Raw genomic sequence first — 22,381 nt, 5'->3', positions numbered from 1 at the left:
GTAGCCGGCCTGGCATGCTACAATGGAATGTTGATGGCCCTGAAACACGCGGACAGGCACATGACCTACACCGAAGCCGTAGACTGGCTGTGGAGCCTCACCGACTACGAGCGTCGTACCGGATACGATTACTCGCCGGAACGTTTCGACCTGAGGCGCGTTGACGCGCTGCTGGGCCGATTGGGGGACCCCCACCGGGGAATGCGGCTGGCGCACGTCGCCGGAACAAAGGGAAAGGGGTCCACTTCGGCGATGATGGCCTCGGTGTACGGGGCAGCGGGCCTCCGAGCGGGTCTCTACACCTCACCGCACCTGCACACGGTGCGGGAGAGGATTCGAGTGGGGGGTGTGCCCATCAGCCGAGAGGACTTCGCCGCCGCAGTTGTGGCGGTCGCGCGAGCCAAAGAAGGGATACAGGGCATAACCAGCTTCGAGGCTCTCACAGCGGCCGCTCTCCTGCACTTCCGGCAGGCGATGGTGGACGTGGCCGTGATGGAAGTGGGTCTGGGGGGACGGTTGGATGCGACCAATGTGATCGCTCCTTTCGTCTCCGTGATCACCTCCATAAGCCGGGATCACACTGCAGTGCTGGGAGATACGCTGGCCGCCATCGCTAAGGAGAAGGCGGGCATCCTGAAGCCCGGCGTTCCGGCGGTGAGCGCCGCCCAAGCGCCGGAAGTGACGTCAGTGATCCAAGACCGGGCTGGGGAACTGGGTTGTCCTCTGGAGTGGGTGGGGACAGACTGGCGTTATCGGCTGGGGCCGGCTGACGATCGGGAACAGGAGTTCGACCTTGCCGGGCCTGCCGCCTGCCTGGGCGTGTATGATCGGACCTACCGTCTGCCCTTGCTGGGGGAGCATCAGATCGAGAACGCGGTCCTGGCGGTGGCGGCGGTAACCCACTCGCCGGTGGAGTTGGGCGTACGGCCGGAACATGCGAGAGCGGGCCTGGAGGCGGTGAGGTGGCCAGGCCGACTGGAAGTCCTGCTTCGGCAGCCCTATCTGGTCCTCGATGGCGCCCACAACGACGACTCCTTCCGCCGGTTGCGGGAGGCTCTGCAGCGGCACTTCCAGTATGGGGAGCTGCATCTGGTGTTCGGGGCTTCCCGAGACAAGGACGTGAGGAGTATGCTGGCAGCCATCCGTCAACCGGGCCTAACCGTGTACGGATGCCGGAGCCGCCACGATCGAGCCGCCGATCCGGGTGCGGTTGGAGCGGCCGCAGCAGACCTGGGCCTGAGGCACGTACTCTTTCCCTCGGTGGACGAGGCTCTCTGGGCGGCGCTCGATTCGGCTGGCGAGGGCGACTGCGTGTGCGTCGCCGGGTCGCTGTTCGTGGTGGCAGCGGCCAGGGAAGCCGTCGCCCGGCGATACGGGCGGGTGGACGAGGCAGAGGGCGAGACCGAGGTTGTATCAGTTATTGATGATTGGAGGGTGTCCCTTGTTGGAACGTGACGAAGAGCTATACGGGGTGCAGGTGGAGGAAGTAGAAGAGCTTCCGGTGCTGCCCCTCAGGGATACAGTGGTATTCCCACACATGGTGGCGCCGCTGATGGTGGGGCGAGACCGTTCGGTGCGGGCGCTGGAGAGCGCGGTCAGGAACGAGTCCGACCTGGTGGTGGTCACTCAGAGACACGCCGAGGTGGCCGACCCAGGCCGAGGCGACCTGTACGAAGTGGGTACCGTTGTCTCGGTGGCGCGCACTCTACGCATGCCGGACGGTACCACCAGCGTACTGGCCCAGGGCCAGGGGAGAGTGCGCATCGTCGACGTACTGGATGACGGCCCCTTCCTGCGGGCGCGCGTAGTCCGCATCACCGAGTCGCGGGCGTCGGGGCTTCCTGTAGAGGCCCTCATGCGCGCGGTGCTCACTCTGTTCGAGCGCTGCGTGCACCTTTCGGACAACATGCCCGAGGATGCCTACGTGGCGGCTATGAACATAGACGATCCGGGCTGGCTGGCCGACATGATAGCCTCCATCCTGACCACTGAGCTGGGGCAACGCCAGGACCTACTGGAGACGCTGGACCCGGTGGCCCGCCTGCAGAAGATCAGCATGCTGCTGGCCAAAGAGCTGGATGTCCTGGAGCTGGAGGACCGCATCCAGTCTCGGGTCCAGGAGGAAGTGGATCGGTCTCAGAGGGAGTACTTCCTGCGAGAGCAGATGCGGGCCATCCAGAGGGAGCTAGGGGAGAACGATCCCTTTGAGCAGGAGATGGACGACCTGCAGGAGCGACTCCTAGAGGCCGAGATGCCGCCGGAGGCCCGCGAGCGAGTGGAGAGGGAGCTAGCGCGGCTGCGTACCATGCCGCCGGGCTCTCCTGAGAGCGGTATCATCCGTACCTACGTGGAGTGGCTGCTGGACCTGCCCTGGGCCAGGGCCACCGAAGACGACATGGATGTGACCCACGTCGCCGACGTGCTGGATCGGAACCACTACGGCCTGGAGAAGGTGAAAGAGCGCATCGTCGAGCACATAGCCGTCCGCAAGCTGGCCGGCGAGACTATGCGCACGCCCATTCTCTGCTTCGTCGGCCCTCCGGGCACGGGGAAGACCTCGATAGGGCGTTCCATCGCCGAGGCTCTGGGGCGGAACTTCGTGCGAGTTAGCCTGGGGGGAGTGCGTGACGAGGCCGAGATTCGCGGCCACCGACGCACCTACATCGGGGCGCTGCCGGGCCGGATCATTCAGACCATGCGGCGTGCAGGGTCGGTCAACCCAGTCTTCATGCTGGACGAGATTGACAAGCTAGGCTACGACTTCCGCGGAGACCCGTCAGCAGCTTTGCTGGAGGTGCTGGACCCGGAGCAGAACAACTCTTTCTCCGATCACTATCTGGAGGTCGCTTACGACCTCTCCAAGGTGATGTTCATCACCACGGCCAACTGGCTGGATCCGGTTCCGGACGCTCTCCGAGACCGGATGGAGGTGATCGAGTTCCCGGGCTACACCGAGGACGAGAAGGTGGCCATCGCCCGCCAGTTCCTGATACCCAAGGAGCTTCGGGAGCATGGTCTGGCTCGGGTAGCGTTCTCGGATGGGGCTCTGCGGCAGATGATCCGGGAGTACACCTACGAGGCAGGCGTCCGCAACCTGGACCGGCAGATCGCCAACGTCTTTCGCAAGATCGCCCGGCGCGTGGCCGAAGGGAAGGCGGCACCCACCCGCATTAGCGCTCGCTCGTTGTCCGCCTACTTGGGCGTGCCCAAGTTCACGTATGGGCTCAAGGAAGAGGAAGACCAGGTTGGCGTGGCCACCGGCCTGGCCGTCACCGAAGTAGGCGGCGACGTGATGACCGTAGAGGTCACAGCTATGGAGGGTAAAGGCTCTCTTCTGCTCACTGGCCAATTAGGCGACGTGATGCAGGAATCGGCCCAGGCCGCGCTCTCCTATGCCCGCGCCAACGCTGCCGCCTTCGGCCTGGAGGACGTGGACTTCGACAAGCTGGACCTGCATGTGCACGTGCCGGAAGGTGCGGTGCCCAAGGATGGTCCATCGGCCGGCATCACCATCGCCACCGCCATCCTCTCGGCCCTCACCGGTCGGCCGGTGCGGCGCGAGGTAGGGTTGACGGGCGAGATCACCCTACGGGGCAGGGTGCTGGCCATCGGGGGCTTGAAGGAGAAGATCCTGGCGGCTCACCGCGCCGGGCTAGAGACGATAGTCATCCCGAGGAAGAACGAGAGGGAGCTGGTCGAGGTGCCGCGGCGCATCCGGCAGAAGATCAGGTTCGTGTCGGCCGACAGCATGGACGACGTGGTCACCGTGGCGTTGGCCGGCGAGCAGGACAGACAGCGGACACGCAGAACGGGGCGACACAGGAGAAGCGCCTCGGTTCCCTAAGTCACTCGGCAGGTCCAGACGCCGGTGGGGCGCCCATCTACTCGGATGGGCGCCCGCTTCGTATGCCCCCCTTGCGTTCGGTCCAGGGAACCCCCGGAGGAACGTCCCGGTCGTACAGGAGGCGGAGAAGCAGCACTTGCCTGCGGGAGGCCGGATCGTTCGGAAGCGGCAGGCGGTTAGCGTGGAGACGCTTGGCCGCCACCAAGAGCAGGATGGCCACCGCCCCCCAGACGACCGCGGCGTATTGGCCGCTCAACCGGGCCAGGACAGGAAGGGACGCGAGAGCCAGGATGTCGGCGAGCGGCGCCCGGCGGAAGGCGGAGCCGATGAAGTGCACACCCACGATCCAAGCTACCCCCAGCGGGAACAGCGGCAGGAGCGACCCTAGAGTGGCCGCCATGCCCCGGCCGCCGGTGAACGACAGGTAGAGCGACCAACAGTGTCCGGCGACTGCGCCCGCCCCAGCGGCCATGGCGGCCCACTCAGACCCAGTCATGCTGAGTGCTCCCCACACGGGCAGAATCGCCTTTAGGAGGTCCGTCGCCACCACGGGGACGAACGCCCAGGGGGAGACGTGGGCCATAATGTTGGCCCCGCCGACGTTGCCGCTGCCATAGTCACGAATGTCTATGCCCTTTAGCACTCGGCCGGCGATGTAGGCTGCGGGTATGGACCCGGCGAGATAGCCGACGATCAGCCATAGGAGGAGCGACACGAAATCGGGCATCTCTCAGTCTCCTCGTGCGCGATGGTACGGACGGGTGCTGACACCATCAGTCTACAACGGCAGCCAGGGTCGTTGACAACCTCGGAGGGCGATTCCTATAATGCCGGCGCCTTTCGAGACCGCAAGCGATAGTGAACTCAGCCACGATGGAGGGATGCAGCATGAAGATCGGCATCTTCACGGCTTTGTTTCAGGATCGGCCGCTGGAGCAGGCACTAGACGTAATCGCTGAGATGGGCCTCGAAGCGGTCGAGATAGGTACAGGTGGATATCCAGGCACGGCTCACGCCGACCCCGCGGTTCTCCTGGGCGATGAGGCGAAGGCTCGCGCCCTCAGGCAGGCAGTGGAGAGCCGAGGGCTGACGATCAGCGCTTTCAGTTGCCACGGGAACGCGGTACATCCGGATGCGGCGTTTTCCCGCGCTTCGCACGAGTCTTGGCGGCAAACGGTACTCCTGGCGGAGAAGCTGGAGGTCCCGGTGGTCAATACCTTCTCCGGGTGCCCTGGTGGATCTCCTAACGACAGGTACCCCAATTGGGTCACCTGCCCCTGGCCCGACGACTTCCTGAAGGTGCTGGACTACCAGTGGAATGAGGTGCTGATCCCTTACTGGGCGGAGGAGGAGAAGTATGCCCGCTCTCACGGGGTGAAGATCGCTCTGGAGATGCATCCTGGGATGAGCGTATACAACCCGGAGACGGCTCAGAAGCTGCGGCAAGCCACCGGCAGCTACTTGGGGGTAAACTTCGACCCCAGTCACCTGTTCTGGCAGGGCATCGACCCGGTGCAGGCGGTCCGCTCGCTAGGTGAGGCCATCCATCACGTCCATGCCAAGGATACGAAGGTGGACGCCTTGAATGCTGGCCTCAACGGCGTGCTGGACACCAAGCCTTACTCAGATGAGATCCATCGCTCGTGGCTATTCCGCTCGGTGGGCTACGGCCACGATCTGATGTTCTGGAAGGACTTCGTCAGCAACCTGCGGCTGGTGGGCTATGACTACGTGCTCAGTATCGAGCATGAAGACTCGCTCATGTCACCGATGGAAGGGCTGCGCAAGGCGGTGGAGACGCTGAGGCAGTCTGTGATCAGCGAACCGCCGGGGCAGATGTTCTGGGCTTGATGATCATTGTGTTGGTTACGGGAGCGGTCGGGAGGGAGGGCGCTCGATGAGACATGCTGTTTTCACTGTGATGCTGCCCGAGTGGACACCCGAGGAGGCTGTCGGCAAGCTGGCGGAGGCGGGCTATGACGGGGTGGAGTGGCGGGTGCACCAGCTCTCATCGGCAGCGCCGGGAAGCGTACCGGCGGCGATGCGATACTGGGCCGCCAACCGGTGCACCCTGGATGCAGACACTCTGCCTGAACGGGCGGCCGAGGTGCGCCGGATGACGGAGGCTGCTGGCCTCGAGATGCCCGCTCTGGGCACCTACGTCACCTGTGAGGAACTGGAGAAGGTGCGCCGACTGATGGGGGCGGCCGCAGCGATGGGTGCTCCCATGATGAGGGTGGGCCCGCCCCGGTTCGACGGCAGCCAGAACTACAATGACGTGTTCGCCCGGGCGGTGGACTTGTACGGCAAGGTAGAGGCCGCGGCCCGCGAGAGCGGCGTCAAGGCCACTATCGAGATTCACATGAACACCTTGACGCCAAGCCCCGGCCTGGCCCAGCGGCTGGCATCGCACTTCGACCCTCGATATGTAGGCGTGATACTGGACGCGGGCAACATGGTCTATGAAGGGTTCGAGAGCTATGCCATGGCGGTGGACCTGCTGGGCCCGCATCTGGCCCACGTACACGTGAAGAATGCGGCGTGGCAGGTGGTAGGCGAGGAGGGTGGCCGGACCCTATGGAAGTGTGACGCCGCCGCCATGTGGGAGGGGATCGCCGACTACCCTGCGTTGCTCGCTGCTCTGAGCCGAAGTGGCTATGGTGGCTACCTCTCGTTCGAGGACTTCAGCCAGGGGATGTCTACTGAGGAGAAGCTGATACGGAATCTGGAATACATCCGCGGCTTGGAGGCCGCCCCAGCAGCGATGAGCTGATCAGATGAGCGCCCTCTAGCTAGCTCGATAGCGATACCTAAGCGAGGCCGGCGAAAGTGCTCGCCGGCTTCGCTGCAATTCACGACCCTCTTACGGCAGTTTTACGCTCTCATTACTGATGCCGCTTGGCCAGGCGGTCCATACTGGCGCCAGCACGTGCTAGGAGGGTCGCGCCGGTGAGGCGATCGCTGGCGCTCGCGTTTCTGGCCACAGTCGCCGTCGCCGGCGCCTTCGCCTACTACCAGGTGGGCGAAGGGGCGGTTGCGCCACTGCCAGCTGCCGGGCAGCCATGGGCACTGGAGGCAGTGGTGAACCCAGGCGAGGGCCTGGTGGTGTGGCATCCTCTCGGCGCTCGGCTCAGAGTCCTCCCTCAGACCTTCGACCGGCCCACCCGCGTTCGCATGGCGCCCGAGGAGGTCTTCCCTCTTTCTCACTCTCTGGCCGCATCAGTCTGGTCGCTGGAGGCGGATGGAGCGGACTTCGCCCGACCCATCGAGCTGGTCCTGCCCCTGCACACGGAGGCATCGCAGGCGGAGGAAGTTGAGACCTTCGCGGTGTTCTGGGACGGGGCGCACTGGTCTCGGTCTCCTGGGCTGGTGCCGGCGGATGGGAGCGCAGTGAGGGTGCTGGCGACCCACTTCAGCCTGTGGAGTGTGGGCCAGGATCCGGTGACACATCTGGGCAACGATCAGACGGCGCCCTCCATACTGCTCCTCTCCATCCCGGCCGAGGTAGAGAGCGGTCAGGAGCTCGAGGTCGGGTACGCCGTGGCGAACCTGGGCCCTTCGGATCTGGAGGGCTACGGGGAGGTCACCGTATCGTTGAGGGGAGCGGGAGGGGTGAGCCAGGCCTCCAGCGGGGCGCTGGAGGATTGGGATGGCGCCGATGGCCCGCTAGGAAGCATAGCCTACGTGGCTGGCATCGAGCTGACCGAGGCGCTTACTGGAATAGCAGCGGTCGATGCTGCGACTTTGGCACCACTTCGGGTACCGGCTGGCGAGCCAGGACTGGCGCGGGCGCAGGTCAGGCTCACGTTCTATGACACCTCCGGACGGCCGGTCAGCTCGGCTACGGCTGAGCGTGTGATCACGGTGAGGGGGGCCGGGGATTCGGCGGGGGAGGCGCCCGAGGTGGTTCGTACGCCGGTGCTGCCGGAGCGGGTTGACACGGTTCGAGAACCGGGAGCTCCCCTGTCACTCCACCCAACCGGGGTGGCTAGCGAGGACTTCGATGACGCGGCGACTTTCACCGGGGCAGAAGGGCGTGACGTGGCCCGTGAGTGGGGAGCGTATCAGACCGGTGTAGTGGCCCAGTTCACGGCGAGCAGCGCCGGGCTGGAGCAGTCACGAGCGCAGGTGCTGCGGGCTAGGGGGGCTACTCGCGTGGGGATCATGCGACCGGTAGCCGGCTTGCGCAGAGGAGAGCCGCACCACATTCAGGTGCAGTATCGCCTGGAGGTGGCAGAGGAATCCGAGAGCCTGGCCCGAGTGCGCCTCGGCGTAGATCCCTTTGGAGGCACGGACCCCACCGCGGTGTCGGTGGTGTGGGCTGAGGGAGCCGTCCACGGGGCGTGGACCAGCCTGATGCTGGCTGACGTCCTGGCCGAGGGGGATGTAGTGACGGTGTTCCTGGAGCTCTCCGACCCTGAACCGGGACAGGGTTCCACAGCGTACCTGGACGCGCTGGAGGTGCAGGCGGAGCATGCGCGCCAGATGCCGGATCTGGCGGTTGAGGGCATATGGGCCGAGACACCACCTGAAGGGGTGTGCGAAGGGTCGCCGGCTCGCCTGATGGTGCAGGTCCGCAACCGTGGGGGAGGGAGAGCGTCGAGTTTCAATACGGTCGTCGGAGGTGTAGACGGAGCCTGCGGGCCCTGGCGGGTGCGAGGGCTGGAGTCGGGAGAGGCCTTTGTGTTCGCCTGTGAACTGAGCGAACCTGGTAGCTGGTCCGTTCGGGTGATAACGGATGCCAGCAACTCCGTCGCAGAGACGGACGAGAACAACAACTGGCTGCAGCGTGACGTACTGGTCCCGGCCTGCTTGCCTACCGCTACCCCCGCGCCGACCGCCACGCCGGCACCAAAGGTCACCCCAGCTCCACTCTCTACTGCAGCGCGAACAGTCACCCCCACGGCGGAGCCCTCGTCGTCCTCGGCGCCGTCCGGCTGCCGGGAGGCGGGCGCGCCCCTGTGCCTGGGTAGCGTAGTGCGGTTCCGGTACCTGGATGCCGATTGGACACTTAGCCTGGATGGGTGGAGGCGAGAGCCAGACCCGACCGATGCCAGGTGGGTGAAGGTGGTAGCGTGGGGCACCATGACCCGGCACCGACGCCACGACGTCGAGCGTCTGCTGGCCACGACGGGCGACGCCGATCTGGGGCGAATCCTCGGATTGACGCTGGTGGACGACCACGGGCATAGCCACGTGGCCAGCGAAGCACGCCTGGAGGGGCCGCTTTCGGTTCCGGCACGCTTGCAGTTCGAGGACTTGAGGAACCTCTGGGGACGCTTCTACTTCGAGGTGTCCGGGTTTCCCTCGCCGTCAGCCATCAGCGGAGCCACGGTTCGGGTGGGGCTCCCATCGCTCAGTGCCGATGGCATACCTCTGGAGTTTCTCTACCTGCCGGGCGAGGAGGAGGGCGAGGCTCCCAGGCGCGTGCCCACCGCCGCTCCCAATCTGCCGCCGGGGGCGATGGTGGACGAGGAAGAGATTGAGGTCATGGCCTACCTCTCCTTGTCGGCTGATGCCCAGGCCTCTGCCGATGGGGGGCTGCTGACGATAGACTTGCGGTTCCGCAACCAGGACTACGTGGCCTTGAGGCCGAACCTCGGCCCAGCGCTGGTGATCAACTCCGACTGGCAGTACGGCGCCTACCTGGGTCGCGGGGCGAACCAACCCGTGAACTGGCGACAGGCGGCCGCGGTCTGGGAGGAGCTGTCCCAGGAAGGAGTGCCGCCGCTGACGGGCGGAGACTCCGCAGCATACGTGCTCAGGGCCTACGCTCTCGCCCCCGCGGGACGAGGGCCTTGGGAGGATCCGGTCTTGTGGTTCCCCGAGCTGGGTCGGGCGCTGAGACTGAGGCTGGACCGCTAGAAGGCGGTATCCGGCCCTTGTTGACAAGTGACGAAGGAGGCGCGATGGGACACACGTCGCGCCTCCTTCGTCACTTCTGGGGCGCCACGCGTTGCGCGCGGCGCCTTCTCTACTCACACTATCCGCCGGCCTGAACCTTGATGCTGCGCGGCCTGATCTCCGCCGCCTTGGGCAGGGTGAGGGTGAGGACCCCGTCCTTGAAGGAGGCCTCCGCCTTGTCCGCCTCCACCGGCACGTTCAGGGTCACCACCCGGCGGAAGGGGCCGGTAGCCCGCTCCTGCACCACGTAATCCACGTTCTCGATGGGGGGCTTGATCTCGCCCCGGATGGTGACGGTGTCGCCCTCCACGGTGACATCTACGTCCTCGGGCTTGACGCCGGGCACGCTCATGAGGATGACGATGTCCTCATCGGTGCTGTAGATGTCCAGAGGGGGACGCAGAGCCCTACCGGTGTCCCCTCTCCAGGTGAAGGGGCGCACGAAGCTGTCTTCGAAGAGGCGGTCCATCATCTGCCGCAGGCTCACCGCCTCCGCTAGCGGATCCCAACGCGTGATGTCTCTCATATCTACCCTCCATTGCCTACACACATCATCTAGGTAAGCTGTGTCTAGCAGTTTGCCACCCAGGAGGTGAACGTCTAGGCGCCCTTGACCTGTATGCGGCGGGTCCGCTCCTTCTCGGCCTTGGGTAGAGCCAGTCTCAGGATACCGTTCTCCAGCCTGGCATCCGCCTTATCCGCGTTCACCTCTGAAGGCAAGGTGACACTCCGCTGCATTACGCCGCGGTAGCGCTCTCTGTAGAAGTACTTCTCGTCCGACACGTCTTTGCTCTTGCTCGTCTCGGCCCTAATGGTGAGGACATTCCCTTCCACCCGGACGTCCACGTCCTCCGACTTCACCCCGGGGACCACCGCTTCCACCACGACGTGATCACCTTCATCGTAGACGTCCAGGGCCATGCCACGCTCGCCTGCCCGCGCGAAGTGCGTCCAGGGACGCACGAATGATTCCTCGAACAGGCGATCAATGGCTTCACGCAACGTCATAACCTCGCGATTCTCTCGTGGTACTAGTTCCGCCATGACAACCTCCCAACCAAACGCGTTGTTTTGCACCAAGCAGGATGTTAGCACTCTCGATACGAGAGTGCAAGCGGCATCTAGGGCAACTGTAGGCGCTTGTGCGGCCCTGGCGCCGGCTAGGAGCCAAAAGAACGGCCGCGGGCGTATGCTCGCGGCTTCTTTCTAGGGCTTTCTTCGTTTTTCGCTGCAGTAGTAGTTGCCTAGTCCCGTCGGACACCACCGAGGAGGGTGAGGAAGTAGAGCAGGGTGCTTATGGCTTGGGCCAGAGCGGCCACGTAAGTGAGCGCGGCAGCGTTGAGCACAGTCCTGGCGGCGGGGACCTCCTGGCCAGCGATGAGCCCAGAGGACTGAAGCATGTGCAGGGCACGGGAGCTCGCGTTGAGCTCGACTGGCAAGGTGACAAGGGCAAACACCGCCGCGGCGGCGAAGCCGAGTACTCCAATGAGTGCCAGCTCGGGGCTAGCGGCCAGGAGGCCAATGAAGAAGAGGATGGGTCCCAGCCAAGAGCCCAGGTTCACCAGGGGCACGATGCCAGAGCGCACTCGCATCGGTGTGTAATCGGTGGCATCCTGGACGGCATGCCCGACCTCGTGGGCTACCACTGCCACTGCGGCCACCGAGGCGGACTGAGCCACGGGCCGCGAGAGGCGGAGAGTCTTGGTGCGAGGGTCGTAGTGGTCGCTCAGGGTGCCCGCGGTTCCCTCGATCTCCACGTGACCGAGACCAGCGGCGGAGAGCAGTTCCCGCGCCGCTGCCAGCCCCGTCACGCGGCGGTAGTTGGGGACCCGCATGTACTTGTTGAACGAGGTTTGGACCCGGAACTGGGCGTATAGGCCCAGCAGGAGGGCCGGCAGGGCAAAAAGCCAGTAAGTGGGGTTATAGAACAGGAACGGCATGATTCACCTCGAGCATCCCCGATAGGGCCTGCTGAATAGGGCCAACGTCGGCATTGTACGTAGAGCTATCAACGCGATTATACCGACGTTCGGGACGGGCCGCACCTTCTAGGTGGCGCCAACGGACGCGGGCATGCCGGGAAGGTAGTTGAGCGGCACCTTGGCCACGTACGTGTACAGCGGGTCCACGAACTGGGTGCAACGGGCTTCCAGGATCTGGCCCAGCAGCAGAAACACTTCGCGTTCGTCCAGGGCGTAGTCGTCTGCCAGCCAGTAGATTAGGTCCTGCACGGCCAGGCGGAAGGCGTCCTCGGCGGGGCGGGCGCACCCGAAGCAGCCGATGTGGGTGGAATCCATGAAGCGAGGCCAGGTCATGCGCTTCGGCCGCACGAGCACCTTTACCTTGAGCTGCACCGTTGCCCGGCACTCGATACCCCCGCCGCAGCAGATCTCTCCGTCGCCCTGGATGGCGTGCACGTCGCCCACGTGGAGCAGCCCGCCCTCGACGTATACGGGAAGGTAGACCGTGGCACCGGTGGTGACCTCCTGGGCGTCGAGGTTGCCTCCGTAAGGGCCGTTGCGGCTGTTGAGGAATTCCTCGAACTCGGGCGCCGTGCCCAGAGTGCCGACCATGGGGCGGATGGGCAGCTTGAGCTGATCGCTCCACTCCACGAGACCGTCGTGGATGCGCACCGTCTTGGTGACCACGCCCCATTCCTTCTGGCGGATCCAGTCGGGGAAGGGATTGGCGCCGGGGCCGAAGCCGGTGTAGCCCAGGTTGTCTGGCACGATGGACTCCACCGTGACAGCGAGCATGTCGCCGGGCCGGGCGCCTTGGACGTAGGTGCAGCCGCTGGAGGGATTGGGGCCGCGGCCTATGCCCGGTCGGTAGGCGTCGGAGAGGTCTTGAAGCCAGTCGCCGGAGCAGAGCTCGGTCTCGACCAGGAAGCTCTCGCCGGGTTCCACCGTGAGAGTAGGACGGTTGTTGCGGCTGTGGGTGTAGTACAGGACGTCGCGGGTCTGTTTCTTCATGGGTGTCATCTCCCGGTGCGGTAGTTGTCGGTTGCGGCACCTCGGGTGCGTGCGGCTAAGAAGACGCTGCGAGGGCATGATAGCGGGGAGGCTCCTCCGAGTCGAGGGGGGGCGAAGCGTAGCTTACCTCGCGGGTGTGGTAGACTTCCTCGTGATCGCGGAGGTAGCGTATGGCAGACGTCCTGTATGTCCACCCGGCCAAGCACGGCACGGCCAAGTCCTTCCGCGGCTTGGGGACCACGTATCCGTTCATGCCCGTGGGCGTGGTGGGATTGGTCAACCTGCTAAGGTCCGAGGGCATCTCAGTGCGGGGCATCAACTACCCGGCCGAATTGGCTCGGGAACCCGACTTCGATCTAGCGGCGTCGATCGGGACCGGCGGAGGAGCGAGGGTAGTCCTGATCGACCTGCACTGGTACGAGCACTGCTTCGGAGCCATTGACGTAGCCCGCCTGTGCAAGCGCTTGATGCCCGATGTAGCGGTGATCCTGGGAGGCATCACGGCCACTATCTACGCCCGCGAGATCCTGGCGTCCCATTCTAGCGTGGATTGCGTAGTCCTGGGCGACGCAGAGGCGACACTAGTCCCTCTCGTGCAGACGCTGATCGCCGGTCGAGACCCTGCGGAGCAGAATCTGCCGAACCTGGCTCTGCGTCGCGGGGGAGAAGTGGTGGTGCACGCTCCGACGTTCTGCGCTCAGCCAGAACTCCTGGATAGGCTCGACTTCGTGGACCTAAGCTTCCTCGATCATCCGGACTGGTATCGCCGCATGCAGTTCTCTGCCACCGGCCTGACTGCTGACGATGAAAGGAACACTGGGCACTGGCTGTGCATCGGCCGTGGCTGCAGCCTCAAGTGCTCCTTCTGTGGCGGCGGCCGAGAGGCCCAGCGTGCCATCTTCGGGCGCGAAGCCGCGGTCATGCGATCGCCGGAGCGGGTAGCCAACGACATCGGCCGGCTGGCGGACTTGGGGGTGCGACAGGTGTCACTAAGCTTGGACCCGTGCCTGGCCGGGCCGCAGTACTGGCGGCCCCTACTCAAGCGACTGCGTGAGGCTGGAATCATGATCGGCCTATACAACGAGCATTTCGCCCTGCCCGGGCGGGAGTTTGTGCGCGACTTGGCGGAAACGGCCGACGTCACCTATAGCGAGCTCGGCTTCACCCTTCTCTCGGGCTCCGAGGCAGTACGGCGACGCAACGGCCGGCACTTCAGCAACCGTGACTTTCTGCGGCTCCTGGAGCTGCTTAGAAGCATCGGCATGCCCATCTACGTCTACTTCTCGCTGAACTTGCCGGGCGAGAATGAGAAGACGCTGGAGGAGACGCTTTCTCTGGCAGACCGAATCGCGGGGATGTATCCGCCAACGCTGCTGAAGATGATCAGCATGTTTCATACTCTTGACCCGCTGTCTCCGATGGCTGAGGAGTCCGGCGCCTATGGCGTGGATATCACGTACCGGAGTTTCCAGGACTACTACAATTACTGCAGGGCGACGCCAGCGGCGGGGCGGGTGCCCTCGTCCGCGTTGAGAGGCTTCCGCGATCGGTCGACGCGCGACCTGGATGCGATGGCGGAGAGGTGGAACCAATGGAGCCGACGACGGGGTGGCTTCTGCTACCCGGTGCCACCTACCTGGTAGGAGCGCTCGTGGCACGGGAGGGGTGCATATGGGGGCAGCGGGCGAACTGTGGAGCTCGAACTGGCCGGACACACATGCTAGGCTGGTGCGGGTGGTGGCGCTATACGTCGGTTCCCTGGCGCTGCTTCGGGCATGGACGGAGGTCGAGCGGCTCGACGCCAGCGTCGGGCGTGTGAGCGTCTGGCTGCTGCTGCTGGTGGTGGCGGGCTATGTGGCTGCCATCGGAGCAGACCGAAGACCGCTGTTGAGCACTGGCCTTCTGATCGGTGGAAGCCTGGGGGCTGCCTTAGCACCGGCGGCGGCCTATGGTAACCCGGTCGGGCTCGGGCAACTGCTGGCCCCGGCCCTGGCCGCCGCGTTCCTGGTGCCTCACCCCGGGTCGTGGCTGGTGCTGCTGGGCATCGTGGCTTGCGCCTGGTTGGCCCCGGTCTGGGGCCTGGCCGCCCCGGCACGGCTGGATGTCGTGGCCTACGTGCTTGCCCCGGGAGCATCGGTGGCGGTCTGTTTAGGGGGGCTGCAGCAGGAGCTGCGCCGTGCCTGGCAGCACAGCAATGAGGCTGCTCGCCTAGCCGAGCAGGTTCGCGCTCGGCGCGAGGAAGTCAACAAGCTCAACAAGGCGCTGCAGCTCTCCAACTACCTGCTCAAGCGGAGCAACTACGAGCTAGCTTTGGCCAGGCAGGAGGCCGAGGAGGCCCGGCATGCCAAGGAGCGGTTCGCAACTTGTGTCAGCCATGAGCTGCGCACCCCCCTCAACATCATCCTGGGATTCGCCGAGGTGATGCAGCGATTCCCGGAGACCTACGGTGAGATGTCCTGGCCGGCGCTGCTGCGGCAGGACGTCGCCGAGATCCAGCGCAGTGCCCGCTACCTCTCCGACCTGGTGGACGACGTACTGGATCTGGCTCGCATCCAGGTGCTGCGCATGCCCATCCACCGAGAGTGGGTGGATCTTGGGGAGCTTATGCAGGATGCGGCCGCGCTGGCGCGTCGCCTGGTGGTGGGCAAACCGGTGCAGATAGACCTGGAGCTCGATGAGGATGTCCCCCAGCTTTTCGTGGACCGTACTCGAGTGCGGCAGGTTCTGCTGAATCTCCTGGCCAACGCCAGCCGTTTCACCGAACAAGGCAGCATCAGGATGGGCGTACGGGCCAAGGACGAAGAGGTAGAGGTGTACGTGAGCGATACTGGCCCGGGGATACCGACCGATCAGCTGGACACTATCTTCGATGAGTTCCGGCAGGCCGGGGGGGAGCACCTCGACTCCCAACAGGGTTCAGGCCTCGGGCTGGCCATTGCTCAGCGATTCGTGCAGATGCACGGCGGGCATATTTGGGTGGATAGCCGGCTGGGAGAAGGGAGCACCTTCCGCTTCACTCTGCCCCTCAGGTCAAAACAGGTGTCGCCCTCTGTGCTGCCCGATCTACACTCCCCTCCAGCGTCCCCCGATGAGCCCTCGCTAGTGGTTGTGGACCCCGACCCTCGGGCAGCCATCTACCTCCACCGCTGGCTGGACGGATTCCATGTTTGGGCGGCTGCGGACTCGGCTCAGGCCGTCAACCTGGTGAAGGAGAAGCAGGCTGTTGCTGTGGTCCTCAACTTGCCACCCGGCACCCAGGCAGGAGACACGGTTGGCGCCGACCTGAACGGAACGGTACCCGTAATACGGTGTGCGCTGCCTTGTGGCGCTTGGCTCGTGGATGACGAGCTCTTTGAGTCCTGGCTGGTCAAGCCCATCTCGACCGCTTGCCTGGAGGAAGCTCTCGGCACAGGCAAACCGTGGAGCAAGGTGCTGGTGGTGGACGATGATCGTGCCTTCGTGCAGTTGGCGGCCAGGATGCTTCAGGCCCTGCGTCCTTCTTGTACCGTGGGCTGGGCCAACAGCGCTCAGGAAGCCTTAGCTCGCGTGGCGGCGGAGGGCTGGGACGTCCTCTTGCTAGACATTGCCCTGCCCGACATGGACGGCCGGCACCTGGCGCAGATGATGCGCACGGCATGCCAGGGTTCGGCGGTCAGGATTCTGGCGGTGAGCGGTCTTCAGCCTGGGGAAGACCAAGAGAGGCTGAGCGGCAGTTCGTTCTATGTCACGCGACCGTCTGGGCTGCGCGAGCAGGAGGTCCTGGCGCTCCTGCGGGCGACGCTGCAGTGCCTCGGGCCTAGTCCTGGCGACCAACAACGCGAGCCAGCGCTGAGAGAAGATCGAGACGGGACACCGGCTTGGTGAGGTACTCGCTGACTCCCAGGGCCGCGCCCAGAGCAGGGTCATGGATGACCGAGCACACGACAATCGGAATGCTGGCAGTCTGAGGGGTAAGACGCAGGTTCTGCAGCACCGTCCAGCCGTCCACCTTTGGCATCATGATGTCTAGGATGATGGCATCCAGGCGCTCGGTCATGGCCACCTCCACTGCCCGGAGCGGGTCGGACAGGCGAAGTGCCTGCCAGCCGGTTCCGTCCAGATACCGTTCGTACAGACCGGCGGCGCTGGGGTTGTCCTCGACGACCAACACCCGGCGCGGGGACAGGGGAGGGAGGGAGACCGTCAGCCGCCATTCGTCGGCTGACAACTCAGACAGGGAGGAATCGAACTCGAGGGCTCGAGCGGAAGCCACTGCCTCCGCCAGGTGCGCCAGGGCCCGGGAGCCAGAAGCGCTGAAGGTAGTCCAGAAGGTTGGCTGTCTTCCCTCCAGCGCCAGGCCCGCGGAGGCGCGGCCGGCAGACGCGCATTGGACCACGCCGCTCAACACCCCGATGAGCGTGGTCCGCAGCACGCCCGGACTGCACTGGGCCAAGAGCGGCCCTGGCGGAAGATGCAGCCCTAGATCTATCCCTCGACTCTGGGCCAAAGGCTCTACGGCGGCCGCGGCAGCGCGGAGCGCTTGCACGCAGTCCACGGTCTCGCGACTCTGTCTGAGGAGGGCGAGTTCCTGACGCATGGCCTCCCGGCGGAGAGTGACAGTCTCGGTGGTCTGGGGCGGTGCACTCGCCTGGAGGATCTGGGTGAGCTTCTCCTCTGCCCGGCGCAAGTCTCGGTAGACCTGCCGCTCTCCCACGCACAACTGAGCGGCGATCTGGTCCATGCTCAGCCCAGAGGCGTAGCGGAGAGAAAGCACCTCATAGTCGCGCTCGGCTCGCGAGTAGGCCGGCGACCGGCGAACAGGGCGGAGGGACTCGATGGCATCGAGGAGGAGGGAGCGGAGGCTCTGAGCCTTGTCGGTTGGGGATTCGATGGAGGAAATCGCCGGCCAGTAGCGGGCCATGCTGCAGCCCGCCAGCGCTGCGTTGTCATAGAGCAGCTCGAGCGCCTCTCTGATGTCTGCCGCTCCGGGCGCCTGAGGTTCCGACTGTGGCTGTCTTCTGAGATCTTCTGGCTGCATACCATGGACCTCTGGCCTGGCTAGGGGGCGGTACCACCCATTGAGCTTACGGCAGCCCGCTCTGGCCAGCAACCCGAGTGTACTCGGCATGTCAAGACCGTGTCAGAATGAAGTCAGGAATCGTGGGTGAGATTAGGCTATAGTGCTTTCGTGCCCCTGCGTGGCCAGTATCGCAGGGTGCGCTCCGTAGATGTAGACCGATCCGTAGTTGGCCGGCCAACGGCCGGCGCCTTCGACAGGGGAGGTGGGAGAATGGCGAACTTGAGCAGACGGCGGTTCATGGGGTTGCTGGGCCTGGGCGTGGGGGGAGGAGCGGTGTTGTCGGCTTGCGGGGCGACGCCCACGCCGCAGGTGATCGAGCGGGTGGTGGAGAAGGAGGTCACCAAGATTGTCGAGGGCACTCCTCAGATCGTGAAGGAGACGGTGGTCGTCAAGGAGACGGTGGTAGTAGAGCAGGGGGCGCCCCAGCAGAGGGGGGAGGGAGTGATACTGCGCTACAGCCACTGGGGGGATCCGGATGAGGCCGAGCTGTGGCGGCAGTTGGCGCAGGAGTACACGGATGCCAACGAGGGTGTGACGGTGGTGACCATGCACATCCCTCAGCAGTACGAGACCAAGATTCAGGCCATGTTTGCTGCCAATGATCCTCCGGATGTGATGTTCATTCAGGAGGAGCCCTTGCCCAAGTATGCGGACAAGGGGCTGTACATGGACATGGATCCGTTGGTGGAAAGGGACGCTGCTGAGCTCAATCTGGACGACTTCTTCCCTCTGACTCAAGAGTACTTCAAGTGGGACAAGGAAGCTCAGCGGTTCATGCAGGGCACGCGCTACGCCATGCCCGCGGAGGGCGGTCCGGTTCTCTGGTTTCTGAACCTGGACGTCTGGGAGGCCGCTGGGGCCAAGATCCCGGAGGACAATGGCGCAAATTGGAGCATTGACGACTTCTTCGTGGCCATGGACACGATTCGGGTGCTGAGACCAGATGGCTCGATGGAGAGGGGTGGATTCCCCTGGCCTGGTGGCGCCGGGAGCCTGCCTATCCTGTGGACCTGGTCGGGCGGGCGGGTGAACAACCTGACTGAGGACCTGAGCGCCTGCGCCCTGGATACTCCAGAGTCGGTGGAAGTACACCAGATCTTCTGGAACTGGATGCACGTGGACCGCATCTGTCCTTTGGCCGGTCAGGACATGGTAGGCATCAGCGGCATAGATCAGTTCGTTTCAGGCAGGATCGGCGGGCAGCGGACTGGGCCCTGGTTCTTCCCTCAGGTGAGGCGGGCGACGACTGACGCCGACGGCAACCGATCGGTCAACTGGGACGTGTTTCACTTCCCCCGGCACCCGAACGGTGTGCGGCTCACCCGGCAGTCTTTCGATGGCTGGACGATGCCCACAATCTTGCCCGAGTTCAAGCGAGAGCCGGCCTGGGGTTTCATCAAGTACATGCTGAGCCACGACGGCCAGAGCCGCATCACGCAACTGGGGCGAGCCATGCCGACCAGGCCCAGCGTGGCGAACTCGGAGGCCTTTGTCCGGCCGGATACTCCCGAGCACGAAGAGGTGTTCGTGCAGTCAATGGAGTACGCCAACCAGGAGCAGATCACCAAGGTCCACGCGGAGATGTGGCAGATCCTCAACAAGTACTACGATATCCTCTACAACCCCAAGACCAAGGACGAGCTAACAGTGCCGGAGGCTCTCAAACGGATGGCGGCAGGAGTCAACCAGCTCCTGGAGACGGGCGAACTTCCGCCCACCTACTAGTGGTAGCCGGTTGAGGGGATCGGCAGGCACCTTCCTCCGAGCCCCTCAACCGGGGCTATGTGTTGCCGCTGTCGGCTCGGATGCATTTGGTGGGAGGACTGGTAGTGAGCCAACAGACCGTGGCCGTGAGGCAGGCGGCCCCGCGGAGGCGCTTCCTGGGCTCGACCCTTCACTGGCGGGAAGTAGCAGACGGGTACCTTTTTATGAGCCCCTGGCTCGTTGGGTTCCTGCTGTTCACCGCAGGGCCCATGATCGCTTCGCTGGTGCTCTCGTTTATGCGGTACGAGATCGTGGTGGCACCCGAATGGGTAGGAACCAGGAACTACCAGCGGCTGCTCATAGACAGCCTGTTCTACAAGTCGCTGAGCAACACGGCTTACTACACCTTCCTGGCCGTTCCGCTGCAGCTTTCGGTAGCCCTGATGCTGGCGTTGATGATGAATCTGAAACTCAGGTTCATCAACGTCTTCCGAACCATGTTCTACATGCCCTCCATCGTCCCCACCGTAGCCTCCGTCCTGCTGTGGATGTGGATATTCAACCCGGAGTTCGGATTGGCCAACTCGCTCCTAAGGAGAGTGGGCATGAGCTCGCAGGCCTGGTTCTACGACCCCAAGATGGTGAAGAACACCTTCATCATCATGTCCCTCTGGGGCGTGGGCGGGCAGATGATCATCTTCCTCGCCGGCCTGCAGGGCATCCCGGAGCACCTGTACGAGGCAGCCAAGATAGATGGGGCCAACGCGGTGGCCATGTTCCGTAAGATCACCCTCCCGATGCTCTCTCCCACGCTCTTCTTCAACTTGATCATGGGGATCATTGGCTCGTTCCAGGTGTTCACTGCCTCCTTCATCGCCACTAATGGCGGACCGCGAGACGAGAGCCTGTTCTACGTGCTGTACCTGTACCGCAACGCCTGGGAGTTCTGGCGCATGGGCTACGCCTGCACCATGGCCTGGGTGCTGTTTCTGATCATACTCACCCTCACTCTCATTCAGTTCCGGCTCGCCGACGTCTGGGTCTACTACGAGGGCGAGACCCCAAGAGCCTGACGAAGGAGGTAGGCTTTGGCAACCGCGACCGACGCGAGCATTAGGCGCGAACCGGGTCTGCTGGAGCGAACCAGCTTCCGAGACCTGGTCTTCCGAGCGGTGATGTACGTGGTGATCGCGGGGCTGTGTGTCGTGTTCATGATGCCCCTGGCGTGGCTGGTGTCCACTTCGCTGAAGGTATCCGGGCAGGAGTTCACCTTCCCTCCCCAGTGGATCCCGAAGCCGGTGGCGTGGGAGAACTACGTCAAGATCTTCCAGATACCGGCGCTACCCTTTGGCCGCTTCATGATCAACACTATCTTCATCGTGATCGTGAACATGATCGGCGGCTTGACCACGGCCACGCTCGTGGCCTACTCCTTCGCCCGGCTGCGCTACCCGGGGCGCGATTTCTTCTTCGGCCTGTGCATCAGCACGATGATGCTGCCGGGGATCGTGACCCTTATCCCCACTTACTTGCTGTGGTCTCAGCTGAAGCTGGTGGATACCTTCTTCCCCTTGACCGTGCCCGCCTTCTTCGGAGGTGGAGCCTTCTTCATATTCCTGACCCGCCAGTTCTTCATGGGCCTTCCCTACGAGTTGGAGGAGGCGGCTAGGTTGGATGGGGCTTCTTCGTTCCGCATCTGGTGGAACGTCATGCTGCCCCTGTCGGGGCCGGTGATCGCGGCCATGGCCATCTTCTCCTTCCAGTCGCACTGGAATGAGTTCCTGGCTCCGCTCATCTACCTGAACACGCGGGAGAAGTTCACCATGGCCATCGGGCTGCGGGCTATGCAGGGGATGTACGGCGGGGAGTGGAACCAGATCATGGCCGCAGCCACCGTGATGGTGATTCCGGTCATTATCCTCTTCTTCTCCGCCCAGAGGTACTTCATGCGGGGCATCGCGCTGACGGGGCTGGCCGGCCGCTAGAGCACCAGCCACGCAGGGGGGCGCCAAGCCTGGACGCAACGATAGGCACGTCCTGGGGACGAACCTCGTGTTCGCCCCCAGGATCGTTAGGCGGCCATGGGTGCCGTCCCTACTTCGCCACCACTACTCTCACGGCACACGGCGAGGGATAGTTGCCCGTCTGGTCCACCACTACCAGGCGTAGCCAGTATGGGCCAGCCGGGTAGGGAGCAGTGTTCCAGCTCTCAAGCTGCCCTCCGTCCACAGGTTGCCGGCGCACGTCGCTGATCACGGCCCACGCCGCCGGGTTGTCGCCCTGGCCCACCTCCACTTTGTAGAACTGGAAGCCCTCGATGTTGGCTACCCCCGAGATGGTGACCACGCCGGATACGGTCGCACCGGGGGATGGTGAGGTTATCTGGACCCCGGGATGGCCGCAGCCGGAGGTGGATGGAACCGCAGGCGCGGGCGTCGGAGTAGGTGTAGGGGTGGTCTCCGGCGTGGGCGTCACCGTGCGGGTGGGCGTGGGTGTAGGAGTGCCTCCGCCTCCTGCCGAAGAGGTGGGCCAGGCCACTGCCGGCTGGGAGACCCAGGGGGTGCTCGTAGGTGTGGAGGTGATAGTCGGGACGACCAAGGCGGCGGCATCGGCGCTGCGGTCCTCGGGCTCGGGCAGGAGGGGCACCAGATGCAGGTTGGCCAGATAGAGCCCTCCGATGATCAGGAGGAGCGCGAAGGACCGCCGAAGGGAGCGGAAGACGCGCCGACGCGCTTGCTCCTTCTCCAGGCCGAAGATCGAGAAGCGGCACTCGCGATGAGCGAGGGCAGCCTGCCGGAGCGACCAGAGGCTCAGGAGGAGCAAGCCCAGGGCCAGCCAGAGCCAGTTGTCTGAGACACTCCGGATGAATACGACCATGGGGACCACCCGAGACGAGTG

The 22,381-nt window shown here is 64.4% G+C and carries 17 protein-coding genes; 10 read left to right on the top strand and 7 right to left on the bottom strand.

What is annotated here, in order from left to right:
• The first annotated feature begins 60 nt into the window (after positions 1–60).
• Together HPY83_06265 and lon are read left to right on the top strand one after the other, a co-directional pair.
• Positions 61–1,455: a bifunctional folylpolyglutamate synthase/dihydrofolate synthase gene (locus HPY83_06265; GenBank protein ID NPV07554.1), complete on the top strand. Its 1,395-nt coding sequence runs from the start codon at positions 61–63 to the stop codon at positions 1,453–1,455.
• Entirely contained in the window at positions 1,424–3,844 is a 2,421-nt protein-coding gene (lon, locus tag HPY83_06260) for an endopeptidase La (protein NPV07553.1), read from the top strand. Before HPY83_06265 ends, lon begins: the two co-directional genes overlap by 32 nt.
• 37 nt (positions 3,845–3,881) lie before the next feature.
• Here lon and HPY83_06255 read toward each other — a convergent pair whose 3' ends face one another.
• Complete coding sequence (locus tag HPY83_06255) at positions 3,882–4,571, bottom strand: glycerol-3-phosphate acyltransferase (GenBank protein NPV07552.1); 690 nt, start codon at positions 4,569–4,571, stop codon at positions 3,882–3,884.
• Positions 4,572–4,732: 161 nt separating this feature from the next.
• Here HPY83_06255 and HPY83_06250 point away from each other — a divergent pair, with 161 nt between their 5' ends.
• From HPY83_06250 to HPY83_06240, 3 genes are all read left to right on the top strand, one after another.
• Positions 4,733–5,695 carry a sugar phosphate isomerase/epimerase gene (locus HPY83_06250; protein NPV07551.1) on the top strand — a complete coding sequence of 321 codons (963 nt, stop codon included), beginning with the start codon at positions 4,733–4,735 and terminating at the stop codon, positions 5,693–5,695.
• 46 nt (positions 5,696–5,741) lie between these two features.
• Entirely contained in the window at positions 5,742–6,617 is an 876-nt protein-coding gene (locus tag HPY83_06245; GenBank protein NPV07550.1) for a sugar phosphate isomerase/epimerase, read from the top strand.
• Between the two features lie 176 nt (positions 6,618–6,793).
• A complete protein-coding gene (locus tag HPY83_06240; protein ID NPV07549.1) occupies positions 6,794–9,709 on the top strand; it encodes a hypothetical protein in 2,916 nt (971 codons plus the stop codon).
• A gap of 118 nt (positions 9,710–9,827) precedes the next feature.
• On the opposite strand, the gene HPY83_06235 is transcribed toward HPY83_06240, so the two are convergent.
• The 4 genes from HPY83_06235 to HPY83_06220 all read right to left on the bottom strand — a co-directional run bounded on the left by HPY83_06235 (position 9,828) and on the right by HPY83_06220 (position 12,720).
• Positions 9,828–10,274, bottom strand: a complete 447-nt coding sequence (locus tag HPY83_06235) for an Hsp20/alpha crystallin family protein (GenBank protein NPV07548.1) — start codon at positions 10,272–10,274, stop codon at positions 9,828–9,830.
• A 74-nt stretch (positions 10,275–10,348) separates the two neighbouring features.
• Positions 10,349–10,792 carry an Hsp20/alpha crystallin family protein gene (locus tag HPY83_06230; GenBank protein NPV07547.1) on the bottom strand — a complete coding sequence of 148 codons (444 nt, stop codon included), beginning with the start codon at positions 10,790–10,792 and terminating at the stop codon, positions 10,349–10,351.
• Between the two features lie 200 nt (positions 10,793–10,992).
• Positions 10,993–11,688, bottom strand: a complete 696-nt coding sequence (locus HPY83_06225) for a zinc metallopeptidase (GenBank protein NPV07546.1) — start codon at positions 11,686–11,688, stop codon at positions 10,993–10,995.
• Between the two features lie 108 nt (positions 11,689–11,796).
• Positions 11,797–12,720 carry an acetamidase gene (locus HPY83_06220; protein NPV07545.1) on the bottom strand — a complete coding sequence of 308 codons (924 nt, stop codon included), beginning with the start codon at positions 12,718–12,720 and terminating at the stop codon, positions 11,797–11,799.
• Between the two features lie 170 nt (positions 12,721–12,890).
• Here HPY83_06220 and HPY83_06215 point away from each other — a divergent pair, with 170 nt between their 5' ends.
• The gene (locus tag HPY83_06215; GenBank protein NPV07544.1) at positions 12,891–14,363 is read left to right on the top strand and encodes a radical SAM protein; all 1,473 of its coding nucleotides are present in this window, start codon (positions 12,891–12,893) and stop codon (positions 14,361–14,363) included.
• A gap of 28 nt (positions 14,364–14,391) precedes the next feature.
• Positions 14,392–16,584 (top strand): hybrid sensor histidine kinase/response regulator, encoded by a 2,193-nt coding sequence (locus HPY83_06210; protein ID NPV07543.1) that lies wholly within the window; start codon positions 14,392–14,394, stop codon positions 16,582–16,584.
• Here HPY83_06210 and HPY83_06205 read toward each other — a convergent pair.
• On the bottom strand, positions 16,517–17,737 hold the full coding sequence (locus tag HPY83_06205; GenBank protein ID NPV07542.1) for a response regulator: 1,221 nt from the start codon (positions 17,735–17,737) through the stop codon (positions 16,517–16,519). The genes HPY83_06210 and HPY83_06205 overlap by 68 nt on opposite strands.
• A 252-nt stretch (positions 17,738–17,989) precedes the next feature.
• On the opposite strand from HPY83_06205, the gene HPY83_06200 reads away from it, so the two are divergent.
• The 3 genes from HPY83_06200 (at position 17,990) to HPY83_06190 (ending at position 21,468) form a co-directional block, all read left to right on the top strand.
• Entirely contained in the window at positions 17,990–19,504 is a 1,515-nt protein-coding gene (locus HPY83_06200) for an extracellular solute-binding protein (GenBank protein ID NPV07541.1), read from the top strand.
• Positions 19,505–19,584: 80 nt separating this feature from the next.
• On the top strand, positions 19,585–20,556 hold the full coding sequence (locus tag HPY83_06195) for a sugar ABC transporter permease (GenBank protein ID NPV07540.1): 972 nt from the start codon (positions 19,585–19,587) through the stop codon (positions 20,554–20,556).
• 102 nt (positions 20,557–20,658) lie between these two features.
• On the top strand, positions 20,659–21,468 hold the full coding sequence (locus HPY83_06190) for a carbohydrate ABC transporter permease (GenBank protein NPV07539.1): 810 nt from the start codon (positions 20,659–20,661) through the stop codon (positions 21,466–21,468).
• Between the two features lie 109 nt (positions 21,469–21,577).
• Here HPY83_06190 and HPY83_06185 read toward each other — a convergent pair whose 3' ends face one another.
• Positions 21,578–22,360: a hypothetical protein gene (locus HPY83_06185; protein ID NPV07538.1), complete on the bottom strand. Its 783-nt coding sequence runs from the start codon at positions 22,358–22,360 to the stop codon at positions 21,578–21,580.
• Between the last annotated feature and the right edge of the window lie 21 nt (positions 22,361–22,381).

The organism is Anaerolineae bacterium (assembly GCA_013178015.1).
Taxonomy (GTDB): domain Bacteria; phylum Chloroflexota; class Anaerolineae; order DRVO01; family DRVO01; genus Ch71.
This window is presented reverse-complemented; position numbering and strand designations above follow the sequence as displayed.